19 protein-coding genes, 1 tRNA gene and 1 pseudogene are annotated in these 15086 nt (G+C 65.3%); 9 read left to right on the top strand and 12 right to left on the bottom strand.

All coding sequences use genetic code 11. The features are described 5' to 3' along the window. Positions 1-34: 34 nt before the first annotated feature. Together Q322_RS0110850 and Q322_RS0110845 are read left to right on the top strand one after the other, a co-directional pair. On the top strand, positions 35-1273 hold the full coding sequence (locus Q322_RS0110850; protein ID WP_029477939.1) for an MFS transporter: 1239 nt from the start codon (positions 35-37) through the stop codon (positions 1271-1273). A gap of 174 nt (positions 1274-1447) precedes the next feature. Next, positions 1448-1774, top strand: a complete 327-nt coding sequence (locus Q322_RS0110845) for a non-heme iron oxygenase ferredoxin subunit (protein WP_029477938.1) — start codon at positions 1448-1450, stop codon at positions 1772-1774. A gap of 75 nt (positions 1775-1849) precedes the next feature. Here Q322_RS0110845 and Q322_RS0110840 read toward each other — a convergent pair whose 3' ends face one another. The 3 genes from Q322_RS0110840 to Q322_RS0110830 form a co-directional block, all read right to left on the bottom strand. After that, positions 1850-2380 (bottom strand): hypothetical protein, encoded by a 531-nt coding sequence (locus Q322_RS0110840; RefSeq protein WP_051668449.1) that lies wholly within the window; start codon positions 2378-2380, stop codon positions 1850-1852. A gap of 77 nt (positions 2381-2457) precedes the next feature. After that, positions 2458-3123: an ankyrin repeat domain-containing protein gene (locus Q322_RS0110835; RefSeq protein ID WP_029477936.1), complete on the bottom strand. Its 666-nt coding sequence runs from the start codon at positions 3121-3123 to the stop codon at positions 2458-2460. A 1-nt stretch (position 3124) separates the two neighbouring features. After that, positions 3125-4309 carry an acetyl-CoA C-acetyltransferase gene (locus Q322_RS0110830; protein WP_029477935.1) on the bottom strand — a complete coding sequence of 395 codons (1185 nt, stop codon included), beginning with the start codon at positions 4307-4309 and terminating at the stop codon, positions 3125-3127. A 35-nt stretch (positions 4310-4344) separates the two neighbouring features. Between Q322_RS0110830 and Q322_RS0110825 the strand changes: the two genes are divergently transcribed. Further along, the gene (locus tag Q322_RS0110825; protein WP_029477934.1) at positions 4345-4782 is read left to right on the top strand and encodes an acyl-CoA thioesterase; all 438 of its coding nucleotides are present in this window, start codon (positions 4345-4347) and stop codon (positions 4780-4782) included. 119 nt (positions 4783-4901) lie between these two features. Continuing rightward, positions 4902-5978, top strand: a complete 1077-nt coding sequence (locus Q322_RS0110820) for a TRAP transporter substrate-binding protein (RefSeq protein WP_245593220.1) — start codon at positions 4902-4904, stop codon at positions 5976-5978. Between the two features lie 77 nt (positions 5979-6055). Here the strand turns inward: Q322_RS0110820 and Q322_RS0110815 are convergent, their stop codons facing one another. From Q322_RS0110815 to Q322_RS0110790, 7 genes are all read right to left on the bottom strand, one after another. Beyond that, positions 6056-7378: a TRAP transporter large permease gene (locus Q322_RS0110815; protein ID WP_029477932.1), complete on the bottom strand. Its 1323-nt coding sequence runs from the start codon at positions 7376-7378 to the stop codon at positions 6056-6058. After that, positions 7378-8046, bottom strand: a complete 669-nt coding sequence (locus Q322_RS0110810) for a TRAP transporter small permease subunit (RefSeq protein WP_084147936.1) — start codon at positions 8044-8046, stop codon at positions 7378-7380. Before Q322_RS0110810 ends, Q322_RS0110815 begins: the two co-directional genes overlap by 1 nt. 114 nt (positions 8047-8160) lie before the next feature. Next, positions 8161-8538 carry a DoxX family protein gene (locus Q322_RS0110805; RefSeq protein WP_029477930.1) on the bottom strand — a complete coding sequence of 126 codons (378 nt, stop codon included), beginning with the start codon at positions 8536-8538 and terminating at the stop codon, positions 8161-8163. Positions 8539-8613: 75 nt separating this feature from the next. Beyond that, positions 8614-8835 carry a hypothetical protein gene (locus Q322_RS0110800; RefSeq protein WP_029477929.1) on the bottom strand — a complete coding sequence of 74 codons (222 nt, stop codon included), beginning with the start codon at positions 8833-8835 and terminating at the stop codon, positions 8614-8616. A gap of 325 nt (positions 8836-9160) precedes the next feature. Continuing rightward, positions 9161-9304 carry a hypothetical protein gene (locus Q322_RS23340; RefSeq protein ID WP_156953005.1) on the bottom strand — a complete coding sequence of 48 codons (144 nt, stop codon included), beginning with the start codon at positions 9302-9304 and terminating at the stop codon, positions 9161-9163. Positions 9305-9309: 5 nt separating this feature from the next. Then, complete coding sequence (gene dcd, locus Q322_RS0110795; protein ID WP_029477928.1) at positions 9310-9870, bottom strand: dCTP deaminase; 561 nt, start codon at positions 9868-9870, stop codon at positions 9310-9312. A gap of 41 nt (positions 9871-9911) precedes the next feature. Then, positions 9912-10112, bottom strand: a complete 201-nt coding sequence (locus Q322_RS0110790; protein ID WP_029477927.1) for a hypervirulence associated TUDOR domain-containing protein — start codon at positions 10110-10112, stop codon at positions 9912-9914. A gap of 138 nt (positions 10113-10250) precedes the next feature. Between Q322_RS0110790 and Q322_RS0110785 the strand changes: the two genes are divergently transcribed. Next, a tRNA-Gln gene (locus Q322_RS0110785) sits at positions 10251-10324 on the top strand. Between the two features lie 216 nt (positions 10325-10540). Further along, positions 10541-11164 carry a DUF4384 domain-containing protein gene (locus Q322_RS0110780; RefSeq protein WP_029477926.1) on the top strand — a complete coding sequence of 208 codons (624 nt, stop codon included), beginning with the start codon at positions 10541-10543 and terminating at the stop codon, positions 11162-11164. Positions 11165-11261: 97 nt separating this feature from the next. On the opposite strand, the gene Q322_RS0110775 is transcribed toward Q322_RS0110780, so the two are convergent. Continuing rightward, positions 11262-12224, bottom strand: coding sequence for a homoserine dehydrogenase (locus tag Q322_RS0110775; RefSeq protein ID WP_029477925.1), 963 nt, complete (start codon positions 12222-12224; stop codon positions 11262-11264). A 210-nt stretch (positions 12225-12434) separates the two neighbouring features. On the opposite strand from Q322_RS0110775, the gene prfA reads away from it, so the two are divergent. From prfA to Q322_RS0110760, 3 genes are read left to right on the top strand one after another with little or no spacing between them, the layout of a single operon-like run. Continuing rightward, complete coding sequence (gene prfA / locus Q322_RS0110770; RefSeq protein ID WP_029477924.1) at positions 12435-13553, top strand: peptide chain release factor 1; 1119 nt, start codon at positions 12435-12437, stop codon at positions 13551-13553. Beyond that, entirely contained in the window at positions 13540-14034 is a 495-nt protein-coding gene (locus tag Q322_RS0110765; protein ID WP_029477923.1) for an NUDIX hydrolase, read from the top strand. Before prfA ends, Q322_RS0110765 begins: the two co-directional genes overlap by 14 nt. Beyond that, a complete protein-coding gene (locus Q322_RS0110760) occupies positions 14031-14705 on the top strand; it encodes a Dph6-related ATP pyrophosphatase (RefSeq protein WP_029477922.1) in 675 nt (224 codons plus the stop codon). Before Q322_RS0110765 ends, Q322_RS0110760 begins: the two co-directional genes overlap by 4 nt. Positions 14706-14754: 49 nt before the next feature. On the opposite strand, the pseudogene Q322_RS22430 reads toward Q322_RS0110760, so the two are convergent. After that, positions 14755-15086 (bottom strand): annotated as a pseudogene (locus tag Q322_RS22430) (IS4 family transposase); the annotation flags it as partial.

Genomic DNA, 15086 nt, shown 5'->3' with positions numbered 1-15086 from the left:
CTCGTTTCTCCCCCTTTCCACCAGAGGTTGACCCATGACCAATATTCCCCTGACGCCCGCCAGCGCCCCGCCCGCCCTGTCCGCCGAGGCCCGCAAAGTCGTGGCCTGGAGCACCATCGGCTTCACACTGATGTTCGCCGTGTGGCTGATGTTCGCCATTCTGGGCCTGCCGATCCGGGGGGAACTGGGCCTGAGCGACGGTCAGTTCGCGCTGCTGACGGCCATTCCGGTGTTGACCGGCTCGCTGCTGCGCTTGCCTGCGGGCATCTGGGCGGACCGCTACGGCGGCAAGAAGGTCTTCATCGTCAATACGCTGCTGACCGCTGCATTTTCTTTCGCTCTGGCCTTCGCCAGCGGCTACAACCTGCTGCTGGCCCTGGCGCTGGGCGTGGGCCTGGCGGGCGTCAGTTTTGCGGTGGGCAATGCCTGGATCGCGCAGTGGGTGCCCGCCGCACGGCAGGGGCTGGCGCTGGGCACATTCGGGGCCGGGAACGCCGGGGCCAGCATCACCAAGCTGCTGGCCCCGGCATTGATCGGCGTGGTGCCGCTGGGCCTGCTGATTCCGGGCGGCTGGCACTTCGTGCCCTTCGTCTTCTCGCTGGCGCTGCTGGTCTGCGCCGCGTTGACCGCCGCCCTGACCCCCGCCGATATCGCCACGCCCAGCACCCGCACGCTGGCCGACTGGCTGCGCCCGCTGGCCCAGGCGCAGGTCTGGCGCTTCGGGCTGTATTACGTGGTCTTCTTCGGCGCGTACGTGGCCCTCAGCCTGTTTCTGCCCAAATATTACGTCGATCACTACGGCGTCCCACTGGCCCAGGCGGGCCTGCTGACCGCGCTGTTCATCTTCCCGGCCAGCCTATTGCGCCCCGTTGGCGGCTACCTGAGCGACCGCTTTGGCCCGCGCAGCGTGACCGTGACGGCGTTTGCCGTGATGCTGCTGGGCCTGCTGTTTTTAACCCGCGAACTGCCCCTGACCGCCTTCATGCTGCTGACCACCGTGGTGGGCCTGGGCATGGGCGTGGGCAAGGCCAGCACCTATACGCTGGTGGCCCAGTGGCACCCTGGCCAGATGGGCACGGTGGGCGGTCTGGTGGGGTTGCTGGGCGGCCTGGGCGGCTTCTTCCTGCCCCTGATCTTCGCCGCCCTGAAACCTACGCTGGGCGCGCAGACGGCCTTTATCGTCCTGCTGGGCCTGACCGGCCTGACCACCGCCGTCTTCATCGGCAGCATGATGCGGCTGCGGGCGTTGGGGCGGCAGCCGAATTTCGCCTGAAAGTGCAAGGTTTAAGGGTCTGTGGAGGCGTGAACCGCCTGCCGAGACCCTTCTTCCGTTTGCTGGCATTTGCTGGCGGAGGGACCCCGGTATCCTGCCGTAGAGTGTGGCGGATGCGCTCCATAGCACCCCTTTTGGTGGCGTCCGCACGCCCGCTGCTCTAGACTCGCGGCGATGAGTGCAGCAGCGAGTTCCGAGCGGGTCCGGGTGGGTCCAGAAGCCGAGATGCCAGAAGGCCACCAGTGCGCCGTGGACATGGACGGGATCAGCGTGCTGGTGGTGCGCTACGAGGGACAGTTCTATGCCCTGCGAAACAACTGTACCCATCAGGATTACCCGCTGCTGGGCGGCGAGGTCCAGATGGGCCGGATCACCTGCCAGAAACACGGCGCGAAATTCGAGCTGGCGACGGGCAAGGCCAGGAGTCTGCCCGCCGTGAAACCCGTCAGGCTGTTCAAGACCGAGGTGGAAGACGGCGTGGTGTACGTCTCGTCTCTCTAAAGAAGCCAGAATGAAGCGCCGCCGGGTCATCCCCGTGCGGCTTCCCTGTGCGGCCTCATCAGGCCCGAAACTGGATCAGCGCTGGTGACCGCTGATCTCGTCTTCCAGTTCCTCGGATTGACCCGGTAGCAGGTCGCCAGGCTGCTCGTGCACATGCGGCGCGACTTTCTCGCTGGGCGGCGTATAGCCGGGGTTCTGATCGGCGCGTCCTACCACGGGGCCACGGCTCAGCGCCGCCGCCGGATTGACGCCCAGACCTGCCGTGGGGACCACCTCGTCCAGCGCCTCGCCGCCCAGACCCGCCACGGTCTGTGCCCCGGCGAATTCAGGGGCCTCGGGGTCATGTTCCATCGCCGCCACGTCCCGCGTTGCCAGGTGGTCATACTTGCCGGTAATGTCGTGCGCCGATTCCGTTGCCTGCGGGGGAACGCCCTCGCTGTGATCCACGCTGCCCACCCGGTCGTCACCCGGCGTGGTGGTGTAGACCACGGCGTGATTGTCTTTGGGATCGGGGGTGTCAAAGCCTGTGACCGCGCCCGCGCTGCCGTCCGTTTCTGGGCCGATCACGTTGGGGTTGGGTACGTCGGTCTTGCGCTCGTCACTCATGCCCCAGTCTGTCCCAGGGGGTGGTGGGGCGGATAGGGACGGCCTTCCCATTTTCTTGAGGCTCCATGAAAGCCCGCCTATTCAAGCCCGGCCAGCAGGATCAGCACCTCGCCGTGGCCCTCCTCCTGCGCCAGATCGGCAGCGCTGCGCCCGTCGTCGGTCAGGGCACCGGCCTGTGCCCCGTGCGAGAGCAGCAGCCTGACCAGTTCCGCGTCGCCGTTCTGCGCCGCGCCCATCAGCGGCGTAAAGCCGCCGTGCTGCGCGGCGTTCACGTCTGCCCCGGCTTCCAGCAACTTCTGGACGAGGTTGAAGTGGTTTCCGGCCACCGCCGAATGCAGCGGCTGAACCTGCATGGCATTCCGACTGACCGCGTTCACGTTGGCCCCGCGCCAGAGCAGCAGCCCGGCCACCTCATCCTGACCAAAAAAGGCGGAGAGGCCCAGCGGCGAGAACCCGTCGGGACTGACCGCGTGCAGCAGCGCGCAATCGGCGTCCAACAGCTCCCGCACCCGCCCCGCCTCTCCGACTGCCGCCGCCTCGAAGATGTTCAGAGACGCGCCCTGTTTGACGAGGACGCGGGCCATGTCCGGGTGACCGTAATACATGGCGAACAGCACGGGCGACACACCCATCGGACTGACGGCCTCCAGCAAGGCGCGGTCCTGCCGGGTCAGCTCGCAGACCGCCCCGGCGTCGTTCGCGCGGATCGCCAGAAACAGCTCCTTCTCGGCTTCGGTGGTCATCTTAGCCCCGCGCCCGGACCACCACGGCGATGCCCATGCCGCCGCCGATGCACAGGCTGGCCACCCCGGTTTCCTTGCCGGTGCGCCGCAGCGCGTGGATCAGCGTGACCAGCACCCGTGCCCCGCTCGCGCCGATGGGATGGCCCAGCGCGATTGCGCCGCCCGTGATGTTCACTTTGGCCGGGTCCGCCCCCAGATCGCGCACCACCGCCAGCGACTGCGCGGCAAAGGCCTCGTTCAGCTCCAGCAGGTCCACGTCCGCCAGGGTCAGCCCCGCCCGCTCCAGCGCGGCGGGAACGGCTTTGGCTGGGCCAATGCCCATGACCTTGGGGTCCACGCCAATCGCCGCGTACCCGCTGATCTCGGCCAGAATGCTCAGGCCATTGGCTCTGGCATAGTCCTCGGTAGTCACGGCCAGCATGGCCGCGCCGTCGTTCAGACCGCTGGCGTTGCCCGCCGTCACGGTGCCGCCTTTCTTGAAGGCCGGGCGCAACTTCGCCAGCGCCTCGGCAGAGGTGGCGCGTGGGTACTCGTCGGTGCCAAAGGTAGTGGGTCCCTTTCTCCCTGGCACCTCCACTGACACCAGCTCCTCGGCGAAGTGTCCGCCCTCCAGCGCGGCGGCGGCGCGGTTCTGGCTCTCCAGCGCAAAGGCGTCCTGCTCCTCCCGCGTGATGCCCCACTGTACGGCGATGTTCTCAGCCGTGATGCCCATATGGTAGTCGTTAAACACGTCGGTCAGCCCCTCAGACAGGATGCTGTCCAGCGCCGCCGCGTGGCCCAGGCGATAGCCCTCGCGGGCGCGGGGCAGCAGGTACGGGGCGCGGCTCATGGACTCGGTGCCGCCCGCCAGATACAGCTTTCCGTCCCCGGATTTCAATCCCTGCGCGGCGCTGATGATCGCCTGGAGGCCGCTGCCGCACACGCGGTTGACGGTTAATCCCGGCACATGGTCTGCCAGACCCGCGCCCAGCGCCACCTGCCGCGCCACGTTCATCCCCACGCCTGCCTGAAGCACGTTGCCCACGATCACGTCGGCGATGTCGCTCTCGGGCAGGCCCCCCGCCACCGCCCGCGCTGCCGCCACGCCCAGTTCGGCAGCGGACACGTCTTTCAACCCGCCCAGAAAGCTGCCAATCGGCGTGCGCCGGGCCGCCACGATCACGATCCTTTCACTCTTTTGAGTCATGGCCTGAGTGTAGCGGGCGGCCTTACTCTGGCTCTATGACCCGTCCCACGCCCCAGCCCCGCGCCGCCTACCCCTACCACCACCCCATCCAGACGCGCTGGGCCGACAACGACGTGTATGGGCATGTCAACAACGTCACTTACTACGCCTATTTCGATACGGCGGTGAACGCTTACCTGGCGGGCCAGGGCGCGCTGGATATTCAGGGCGGTGACGTGATCGGTCTGGTGGTGGAAACCGGCTGCGCCTTCTTCGCGCCCGTCGCCTTTCCCGAGGCGCTGAGCGTGGGCGTGAGGGTCACCAAGCTGGGCCGCAGCAGCGTGCGCTACGAGCTGGCGGTCTTCCAAGACGGGGCGGGGGAAGCGGCGGCGCAGGGCCATTTCGTGCATGTGTACGTGGACCGCACCTCGCGGCGGCCCGTGGACCTGCCGCCGGTGTTGCGGGCTGCACTGGAGGCTTTACAGGCCAATTGAGGGCGTGCACACCCTTCGCATGAAGGCCAGGTCAAGATCGCCCGTTATACTGCGTGTATCTTCAACTTAACGGGACGCCATGTGCCACACGGTTCATGGACGTGACCAGGAGGGTATTCATGGGAATTGATCGCCGGAAGTTCTTGAAAGGGGCCGCCGCCACCGCTGCGGCCAGCACCGTTTTCTCGCCGCACAGCTTTGCCCAGACGGGCAACATCCGCTGGAAATGTGCCACGAGCTGGCCCAAGAGCCTGGACACCATCTACGGCGGGGCCGTCAGCGTGGCCGAGCGGGTCAGCGCCATGACCGACGGCAAATTCACCATCCGCCCTTACGAAGCGGGCGAACTGGTGCCGGGCCTCCAAGTGCTGGACGCCGTGCAGCAGGGCACCGTGGAGTGCGGCCACAGCGCTGCATATTATTACGTGGGCAAAAACCCCGCACTGGGCTTTGCCACCAGTATCCCCTTTGGTCTCAACGCCAATGAGCACAACGCCTGGGTCTACAGCGGCGGCGGTCTGGAACTGCTGCGCGGCGTGTACGACGACTTCGGAATCATCAACTTCCCGGCGGGCAACACCGGCGCGCAGATGGGCGGCTGGTTCAAGAAGGAAGTCAAGACGGCGGCGGACCTCAAGGGCCTCAAGATGAGGATTCCGGGCCTGGGCGGGCAGGTCATGGCGAAGCTGGGCGTAAACGTGCAGGTCATCCCTGGCGGCGAAATCTATCTGGCGCTGGACCGTGGGGCCATCGACGCCGCCGAGTGGGTAGGGCCGTATGACGACGAGAAGCTGGGCCTGCAAAAAGCCGCCAAGTTCTACTACTACCCCGGTTGGTGGGAACCCGGCCCGGCGCTGGACCTGATGGTGGGCAAAAAGGCCTACGCCGCGCTGCCCAAGGCGTACAAGGAAATCCTGGCGAGTGCCTGCGCCGAGGCCAATATCCAGATGCTGGCCGACTACGACGCCAAGAACCAGGCGGCGCTGCTGCGTCTGCAAAAGGGCGGCACCCAACTGCGCCGCTACTCCTCCGACATCCTTAAGGCAGGCAACAAGGCCATGCAGGAGTTGCACGCCGAGAACTCTGGCAAGAACGCCAGCTACAAGAAGGTCTACACCCCCTGGGAGTCCTACCGCCGCAGCGTCCACGCCTGGCACCAGATCAATGAAAAGCCCCTGCTGGATTTCAACCCCTGAGGTTTTCCAGTCACCCGGCACCATAAAGGAGGCCCGCACTGTCATGGTGCGGGCCTCTCCTCTACTGCGGTGAATGCTTACGGCCCAGCAGCCCGCAGTGCCGTCAATCCGGGGAAAGCCACGCAAAGGGTCAGCACGAAGACCTGAATGAAGATGAACGGAATCACGCCCCTGTAAATGTCACTGGTGGCCAGGTATTTGCCTGCAATACCTCGCAGATAAAACAGCGAGAACCCGAACGGTGGGGTCAGGAAGCTGGTCTGGAGGTTGATGCCCAGCAGGATGCCGTACCAGATCATGTCTATGCCCAGTTCGCGGGCGACGGGCGCAAAGATGGGCAGCAGAATGAAGGCGATTTCAAAGAAGTCCAGAAAAAAGCCCAGGATGAAAATGGCCAGATTGGTCACGATCAGGAAGCCCAGCACCCCGCCCGGCAGGTTCGCCAGGATGTTTTGCATGTACAGATCGCCGTCCAGCGCCCGGAACACCAGCGAGAACGACGTGGAGCCGATCAGGATAAAGATTACGAAGGTGGTCAGGCGGGCGGTGGACAGCGTGACGTCCCACAGCCCGGCGCGCGTCAGCTTGCGGTTGGCCAGGGCCAGCAGCACTGCGCCCAGCGCGCCCACTGCCCCGGCTTCTGTGGCCGTTGCCAGGCCGAAGAAGATGGACCCCAGGACCGCGAAGATCAGGATCAGCGGCGGAATCATGGCCCGCACCACTTGTAAGGCCATTGCGGCGGGCTTGATGTTCAATTCTGCGGCGGGCATGGCCGGGGCCAGCTTGGGATTCATGGCCGCGCGCACGATCACATAGACGATATACAGCGCCGCCAGCATCAGCCCCGGCACTAGCGATCCCAAAAACAGATCACCCACCGACACGCCCAGCTCGCTGCCCAGCACCACCAGCACCACGCTGGGCGGAATCACCTGCCCCAGCGTCCCCGACGCCGCGATCACGCCGCTGGCCAGGCTCTTGTCGTAGCCGTAGCGCAGCATGATCGGCAGGCTGATCAATCCCATGGTGACCACCGTGGCGGCCACCACCCCCGTTGTGGCGGCCAGCAGCAGCCCCACCAGCACCACGGCCACCGCGATGCCGCCGCGCAGGCGTCCAAACAGCAGGCCCGCCGTTCGCAACAGGTCCTCGGCCAGCCCACTTTTACCCAGAATGCCGCCCATGAACACAAAATACGGAATCGCCAGCAGCGTGAAATTGCCCATCGTGCCGAAGATCCGGTCAGGGATGGCGCGGAGCAGCAGGGCATCGAAATGCCCGGTACTCAGCCCGATCAGGCCGAAAATAATGGCGGTCCCGGCCAGCGAGAAGGCCACCGGAAAGCCGCTGAAGATCAGAATGAACGCGCCGAAAAACATCCACAGGCCGATGGCGTCCATTACTTCTTCCTCTGATCGTCATTCATTTTTGTCTCGTTCATCCGGGCCTCGGCCTCGTCAGGAAGACCCACCAGCAGGCCGTCCAGCCCGGCGCGGTCAAGCTGGACATCGGCAGCCAGGGCCTCCAGCTCGTCCTGGGTGCGGTATTCATAATGGCCGGTCAACGCGCCCGCCGCCTTGATCGCCTCGCTGATGCCCTGAATGAACAGCAGCACGAAGCCAATGGGGATCAGCAGCTTGACGGGCCAGCGCAGCAGGCCGCCCGGATCGGGGCTGCCCTCCTGAATGCCAAAGCTCAGGCGGAACCACGGAATCGCCACCCACAGCACGATCACGCAGAACGGCAGCAGGAACAGCACGGTCCCCACCAGATTGATCAGGGCGCGGCGTTTGGGGGCCAGGCGGCCATACAGCACGTCCACCCGTACATGCTCGTCCACGCTCAGCACGTACGCTCCGCCCAGCAGAAAGATCACGCTGAACAGGTACCACTGCAACTCCAGCAGAGAATTGCTGCTGAACTGTGTTCCCAGGTAACGGTCCGCGAACCGCCCGAACACGTTGAAGAGGCCCACACCGATCATCAGCAATGTCACTCCGCCGATAATGACGCCCAGCCAGGATGAAAAACGGTCTATCGCGCGCGCAAGTCCCAGCAGTGCTGGCATTCCTACCTCTCCCCGGACGGCCCTGTCTTCAGCACGTACCGCGTGCCGAGACCGTCCCTTAAGAATTTGTTTACCTGCGGAGTATACGTGCCCCGGTCAGCGGGGTGGGTCAGGTCAGCCGCGCCCGCGCCCTGCATGCCAGACCAGCCACATCAGCAGCGGCTGAAGGGGCAGTCTGGCCCAGGCCGCCCACGCGGGAACGCCGAATTTCTGCGGTTCCTGCGCCATGTAGATATTGGCGGGAAACACGCCCAGCAGCAGCGCCAGCAGCCCCCAGCGTGCGGCGGGCCGGGTGGCCGGGTGCAGCAGACCCAGCCCGCCCGCCAGTTCCGCCGCGCCGCTGATCAGCGTGGCCGTGCGCGCGGACAGGGGTAGCCCTGGCGGCACGATCCGGTCAAAGAACTGCGGCAGGGCAAAATGCGTGATCCCTGCGGCGGCGAACAGGGCGGCCAGCGCGAGGATGCCGGGGGTGGGCCGGAAAGGTTCGGTCATGGCCCACTGTAGCGGCGGAGGCATGAAAGGGGGGCCAGGAAGTCTCGCCTCCTGGCCCCGCCGTCTGTTTGGTGGTTAGCCCTGCTTGGTGGCGGGGACCGAACGGGCTTCTTCCACGTCCTTCTTTTCCTTCAGGCCGTCGTGCTCGTTGTTGCGGGCGGCGTTGGCCTCGCGGTCGTTGTTGCCCTTGAAGGACGGCTTGCGGTCATGCTCGATCTCGTGGACCTCTTTCTTGTTGCGGTCGTACTCGGCGGGCTGGCTGGTGTGGCCGCTGTTCTTGTCGTCTTTGTCTGGCATGGGGCAAGGTTGACAGACTGCCGGGCCACTGGGGAGAGGAAAGGCTCAAGCTGGATTTAGAGATGAAGGTGAGGTCAAGCAGACTTAGGGCGATGAAATGTGGACGTAGAGCTGCGAATGGCGGCCAGCGGCCCCGGCCCAGGCTGCCCGGAACAGTTGGTGGGCCAGCCCCTACCTCTGGTGGTCAGGTACGGCGAGCAGCCGCGAGATGCAAGCGACCTCCTGCGCTGGTAGGCCAGTGACTGCGGTCCATCCTGGCACCAGTTCTGGCACGGCCCACAACGCCACCTGACCCACCGCCCCGTGCCCTCTCAACCTCGGCCATCTAGGCGTTCAGCGTCAGCGGGGGCGCAAGGAATGCAGCGGGATCGGCGGGCATGGAGGTGAGATGGGCGTCGGCACAGTGGGTGCCGTGCAAAGCGTCTACCAAGGCTGGAAAATCAGAATCGGTGCGCGGGCGGATGCTCACGGCGCTTACAGCCGGGGCAGCGTCACGCCCCGCTGACCCTGGTACTTGCCCTTGCGGTCCCCGTAGGTCACCTCGGGGCGCTCGCCTTCAAAGAAGAGCAGTTGGACACAGCCCTCGAAGGCGTACATCTTGGCGGGAAGCGGCGTGGTGTTGGAGAATTCCAGGGTGACGTGGCCTTCCCAGCCGGGTTCCAGGGGCGTCACGTTGGCCACCAGGCCGCAGCGTGCATACGTCGATTTTCCCAGCGCCACCACCATTACCGTATCGGGAATTTTCAGATATTCCAGGCTGCGGGCCAGGGCAAAAGAGTTCGGCGGAATGATGATCTCGCTGGCCGTGATGTCCACGAAGCTGCGCTCGTCGAAGTGTTTGGGGTCCACGATGGCGCTGTTGACGTTCGTAAAGATCTTCCACTCGTCGGCGCAGCGCAGGTCGTAACCGAAGCTGCTCAGGCCGTAGCTGATGACCTGCTGGTTCTCGGCGGTGCGGACCAGCCGGTCCTCGAAGGGGTCGATCATGCCCGCATGGGCCAGTTCACGGATACGCCAGTCGGGCAGGATGCTCACGCCCGCCATGCTAACGGTAAAGCGGACGCGCAGGCCAGGGGTCAGGCTTTCGACAGCGCGTCCGCCGTGTGCGCGACGTGTTTGCCGCCCTCCACCTCAATGATGAAGCGGGGATCGTCCTTGCTGGCACGGTACCGAAAGCCACTGACCTCGCCGTCCTGGTGGGTCACGCGTACTACCTTGCCGCTGGCCTCGCCGCCGTGGCTGTTCCACTTCACCTGATCGCCTTTTTTGAACGTCATGCCGCCAGCGTGGCATCCGATAAACGCGCTGCCCGTTGCGGTCCCTACAGTGTGGAGGCCGGGTGAAGGCCAGTTGACCCCCCGCGCCCCCCGCCGCTATACTCTTGACCGCCGCGCTAAAGTGCCGGAAACAGCCGTAGGGATATGGTGTAATGGCAGCACAACAGATTTTGGATCTGTTTGTCCAGGTTCGAATCCTGGTATCCCTGCCACCATAAGCAAAGGCAGCCTCCCTTGATCTGGGAGGCTGCTTTTTGTGCCGTCTCATGAACCAGAAGGTCAGCTTCCTCACCTTCAGTCAGCTCACCTTCACCGGGCGTCAGATGCAGAGGCGTAGCGTAGGGGCATAAGCAGAGACGCGCCGAAAAAGTGCGCTGGGACATTCCCCGCGTCAGCGGTGACGACTGCTTTTCCCCGGAGGCTCCAACATGATTTCATCCTTTAAGAAGCCCGCCCTGCTGCTTGCCGTGTCTGCTGCCCTGCTGGGACTGGCCGCGCCTGCCCTCGCTGCGCCGAAGATCAGCGCCCAGAGCATCATCGTGAATCCGGTGCCCACCAGCCTGAGCGCCCGCGTATGGGTGGACCGTGACCGCAGCGGTTCGCAAAACCCCACCTACCGCATCGGCGAACACATCACGCTGTACACCAGCGTCAACGAGAACGCCTTCGTCTACTTGTTCAACGTCAACCCGGACGGCAGCACCGATCAGATTCTGCCCAACCGCATCAGCTCCAGCAACGGTTCCAGCAACTATGTGCGCGCCGGGCAGACTCGCGCCTTTCCCGCTAGCGGAGATCAGTTCACCTTTAACGTGGCCGGTCCCTACGGCCTGAACCGCGTGCTGGTCATCGCCAGCCGCCGCGCCCTGAGCCTGACCGAACTCAGCAGCTACCAGAACGGCGGGAGTTTTGCCACCGTCAAGCCCAAGACCAGTCAGGGTCTGGCGCAGGCGCTGAGCATCGTCGTCGATCCGGTGCCCAGTCCGGTGGTGCAGCCGGTGCCCCAGACCGACTGGATCAGCGACACGGCGTATTACACCGTCGGGTACTGAAGAAAATTGTCTCACGGTCCAACCGTCTAACCGCCAAAGATGTCCGAGTCTTTTTGCGGTTTGACGGTTTAGCTTTTAGATGCCGCGCAGTGGCCCCTCAATGCAGCGGCACATGCCCTGGAAAACCGATCAGGAGGTCCAGCAAGTCGCCCACCATCGCGCTGGCGGTGATCATGCCGCCCGCGCCGCCCCCGGCAAAGATCAGCATTCCGCATTCCTCGCCCTCGTAGACCAGGGCGTTGCGGCTGGCCCCGGCGGTACACAGCGGGTGGTTGTCCGGCAGGCGCTGCGGGGCGACGGTGGCCCTCCACCCGCTTCCCTGGCGTTCCAGCTCGGCCACCAGTTTGATGCGTTCTCCGGCGGCGCGGGCGTCCTGAATGTCTTTCTGGGTGATGTCCTCGATGCCCTGCACCTCCACGGCGCTGTAGGGAAAGTTGCCGTCGGCGCAGAAACGCGCCAGGACCGCCAGTTTATGGGCGGTGTCGAAGCCGCCGACATCCAGCGTGGGCGGTGTCTCGGCGTAGCCCAGCGCCTGCGCCTCGGCCAGCGCGTCGGCGTAATTCTTGCCGCCCTCCATCTGGTTCAGGATGTACAGGCACGTACCGTTCAGCACGGCTTGCAGGCGGGTAAAGGTGCTGGCGCGCAGCACGGTACTCATCGGGCCGATCACCGGGGTTCCGGCCATCACGCTGGCCTCGTAGTACAGAGTTCCGGCCAGCGCGTAGTCGCGCAGCACGTCCCAGCGTTCGGCCAGCAGCGCCTTGTTAGCGGTGATCACCGGGCGGCCCGAGCGCAGGTACGGCAGCAGCATCTCCAGCGGGCGGTCCACGCCGCCCATCGCCTCGATGACCACGCCGCACTCCTGCAAGAAGCCCAGATCGGTGGTCACGCGCGTTCCGAGCGGCACGTCGCGCACCTTGTTCACGTCGCGCACCAGCACACCCGAGATCTCAATCCTGACGCCCAGATCGCTGAAGACACTTTCCCGGCGCTCGATCAGGTTCAGCACGTCCTGGCCGACAGTGCCGCTGCCCAGGACGCCCACGGTAACAGTTCTCATGGCCCCAACCTTAACGCGGGGCGCGCGGCGGGGGCCGGGCCGGGTTAGGTGTGGGGCACAAGCGGCCCTGTGACCTCGCTCCAAGTCATCCCGGCAGGCGGACGCTAGACTGCGCCGCATGTTGCCTGTGTCCAGAGTCTGTCTGTTGACGAATTCCTCGTCGGCTGAGAGTCCGCCGCGCCCCCATGCGCTGTGGACTGTGTATGAGTCGTGAGTTCGCGCCTGCAAGAACTCCAGTCCGAATTTGGGCTGGTGGAGCGTCGCCTGGGTGATCCGGCGGCCCTGGCGGACGGGCGCGAGTACGGCAAATTGACCCGCCGCCACCGCGAACTCTTGCCCCTGGTGACGCTGCTGCGCGAGCGCGATGGCCTGCAAAGTGACCTGGCCGGGGCGCGCGAACTTCTCCCGGACCCCGACATGAAGGAGCTGGCGGCGGGCGAGATCAAGACCATCGAAACCCGTCTGGCAGACATCGAGGCCGAGCTGGAAGTCCTGCTGCTGCCCACCGATCCCGACGACGCCAAGGACGTGATCCTGGAATTGCGCGCCGGGGCGGGCGGCGCGGAAGCCGGGCTGTTCGTGACCGATCTGCTGCGGATGTACACCCGTTATGCCGAGGGGCTGAACCTCAAAGTCAATGTGCTGGACGCCAACGAGAGCGATCTGGGCGGCGCGAGCAAGGTGGTGGCGGAGGTGACGGGTGATTCCGCCTTCCGCGCCTTCAAATGGGAGCGGGGTGTCCATCGCGTCCAGCGCGTGCCGGCCACCGAGTCGGCGGGGCGCATCCACACCAGTACCGTGACTGTGGCGGTGCTGCCCGAGGCCGAGCAGGACGAGGTTCATCTGGACCTCTCCGAAGTTCGCATCGACGTGTACCGCTCGCAGGGCGCGGGCGGGCAGGGCGTGAACACCACCGACAGCGCCGTGCGGGCCGTCTACCGCGCCGGAACGCCCGACGAGATTATGGTGGTCTGCCAGGACGGGAGATCGCAGATCAAGAACCGCGAGAAGGCGCTGATTGTCCTGGCCTCGCGTCTGGCCGAACGCGAACGCGCCACCCGCGATGAGGAGGAGCGCAGCGAGCGCGCCTCGCAGGTGGGCAGCGGGGACCGCAGCGAGAAGATCCGCACCTACAATTACCCGCAAAACCGCGTCACCGATCACCGGCTGGAGGGTGACGACAAGAACCACCCGCTGGACAGCGTGATCAACGGCGCGCTGGTCCCGGTGGTGGCCGGACTGGCCCGCGCCGAGAAGGAACGGCAGCTCCTTGAGATGGCCGGGCAGGACGAGGGCGCAGGCCAGAGTGGACAGTATGGCGCGGCGTGACCTGCTGGTGGCGGCAGGCATCCTGCGGGACCGCTTCGGGCGGGTGCTGCTGGTGGGCAACGACTGGCAGGGCCACGGGCGTGTGCGCCACACCCTGCCCGGCGGCGTCGTGGAGAACGGCGAGACCCTGCCTGAGGCCCTGTACCGCGAGATTTTCGAGGAAACCGGATTGAGGCTGACTGGCATCCTGCACATGGCCTACACCGTGCATATCGAGGACGAGCGCCGGGGTGAGCGCGCCATCGCCGTGGCGTTCGAGGCCACCTGGGACGGCCTCTTAAATCCCGCCGATCCCGATGGCTTTATCGTCGAGGCCCGCTTCTGCACCCCAGAGGAGGCGCTGGAAAAGCTGGAATCCCCCCCCATGCGCGAACCCCTCAGCGACTTCCTGAAAACTGGAGAACCGGGCCGCTTCTACGCCTTCAAGGGCTGGGACGGACGCGGCGGCCTGCGGATTCCAGCCCTGAAACCCCGCCCGTGACCGGGGAGCTGTTTGTTACCTCCTGGAGCGGCGGTAAGGACAGCGCCCTGGCCTTCCACCGTGCAAAACGGGCGGGAGGCGTCCCCCTTGCCATCGTGAATATGCTGGACGGGGCGGGACAGCGGTCGCGTTCCCACGGCCTGCGCCCGGAAGTTGTCGCGGCACAGGCCTCGGCGCTGGGCGTGCCACTGCGAACGGCGCGGGCGTCGTGGGCCACCTACGAGGCCGAGTTCACGGCGCTGCTGGGGGGCGCGGCGGTGGACGGTGCGGCGCGGGCTGTCTTCGGAGATATCGACCTGGCCGCCCACCGCGACTGGGAGGAACAGGTCTGCGCGGCAGCGGGTTTGCGGGCCGATTTACCGTTGTGGCTTGAATCCCGCCGGGCACTGGTGGACGAGCTGCTGGGCCTGGGCTTCCGCGCCCTGATCGTCGCCGTCAGGGAAGACGCCCTGCCCACAGGCTTGCTGGGCAGGACGCTGGACGCCGAACTGGTGGCTGAAATCGAGCGGCTGGGGGCCGATGCCTGCGGCGAGAACGGCGAGTATCACACGGTTCTGATGGACAGCCCGGATTTTGCCCAGCCCATCCATCTCGTTCCCGGCCCGGCGGGGATTCACCACACGGGCGAGGGGGTTTTAACCGTGGCGACGCTGGATCTGGTGCTGGCCTGAAGGTCCACCCTCCGGGTCTCATTGATGGTTCGGACACTTTTAGCCGGATTCAGGCTGCTTTAACCCCCAAATCCAGCGGCCTAGACGGGTGTTTTTCTAATTCAGTAAATCGCGACTGAAGACCCAGATTGCTCAAAATTCGCCAGGCCAGGAGTCGGTTGTAAGCCCGTCGTTTGATGTCCTCATAGGAAAACACTCGTGAAGTGGCGGGACGTTGCTGGAGGCCGTTGGCCTCCAGCAAAACCTCTGCCCGTCCCAGGCTCAGCGCAAAGGATGAGGCATTCCAGTGGTTCTCCAGTGCCACCGTAGACCGGAGCTGACAAGTGGTCAGTCCAGCGTGCTGTTTGGCATCGCGGAACACAAACTCCAACTGAAAGCGGG

The organism is Deinococcus frigens DSM 12807 (assembly GCF_000701425.1).
GTDB classification, from domain to species: Bacteria; Deinococcota; Deinococci; order Deinococcales; family Deinococcaceae; genus Deinococcus; species Deinococcus frigens.
The sequence above is the reverse complement of the archived record's forward strand: the minus strand, read 5'-3'. Positions and strand labels throughout refer to the sequence as shown.

Coding starts and splice junctions, on each gene's coding strand:
- Q322_RS0110810 (WP_084147936.1), bottom strand. CDS start 8,046: ATGCCAGCACTGCTGGGACTTGCGCGCGCGATAGACCGTTTTTCATCC.
- Q322_RS0110790 (WP_029477927.1), bottom strand. CDS start 10,112: ATGACGTTCAAAAAAGGCGATCAGGTGAAGTGGAACAGCCACGGCGGC.
- Q322_RS0110835 (WP_029477936.1), bottom strand. CDS start 3,123: ATGACCACCGAAGCCGAGAAGGAGCTGTTTCTGGCGATCCGCGCGAAC.
- Q322_RS0110780 (WP_029477926.1), top strand. CDS start 10,541: ATGATTTCATCCTTTAAGAAGCCCGCCCTGCTGCTTGCCGTGTCTGCT.
- Q322_RS0110845 (WP_029477938.1), top strand. CDS start 1,448: ATGAGTGCAGCAGCGAGTTCCGAGCGGGTCCGGGTGGGTCCAGAAGCC.
- Q322_RS0110840 (WP_051668449.1), bottom strand. CDS start 2,380: ATGAGTGACGAGCGCAAGACCGACGTACCCAACCCCAACGTGATCGGC.
- Q322_RS0110825 (WP_029477934.1), top strand. CDS start 4,345: ATGACCCGTCCCACGCCCCAGCCCCGCGCCGCCTACCCCTACCACCAC.
- Q322_RS0110815 (WP_029477932.1), bottom strand. CDS start 7,378: ATGGACGCCATCGGCCTGTGGATGTTTTTCGGCGCGTTCATTCTGATC.
- Q322_RS0110805 (WP_029477930.1), bottom strand. CDS start 8,538: ATGACCGAACCTTTCCGGCCCACCCCCGGCATCCTCGCGCTGGCCGCC.
- Q322_RS0110850 (WP_029477939.1), top strand. CDS start 35: ATGACCAATATTCCCCTGACGCCCGCCAGCGCCCCGCCCGCCCTGTCC.
- Q322_RS0110830 (WP_029477935.1), bottom strand. CDS start 4,309: ATGACTCAAAAGAGTGAAAGGATCGTGATCGTGGCGGCCCGGCGCACG.
- Q322_RS0110765 (WP_029477923.1), top strand. CDS start 13,540: ATGGCGCGGCGTGACCTGCTGGTGGCGGCAGGCATCCTGCGGGACCGC.
- Q322_RS0110800 (WP_029477929.1), bottom strand. CDS start 8,835: ATGCCAGACAAAGACGACAAGAACAGCGGCCACACCAGCCAGCCCGCC.
- Q322_RS0110820 (WP_245593220.1), top strand. CDS start 4,902: ATGGGAATTGATCGCCGGAAGTTCTTGAAAGGGGCCGCCGCCACCGCT.
- Q322_RS0110775 (WP_029477925.1), bottom strand. CDS start 12,224: ATGAGAACTGTTACCGTGGGCGTCCTGGGCAGCGGCACTGTCGGCCAG.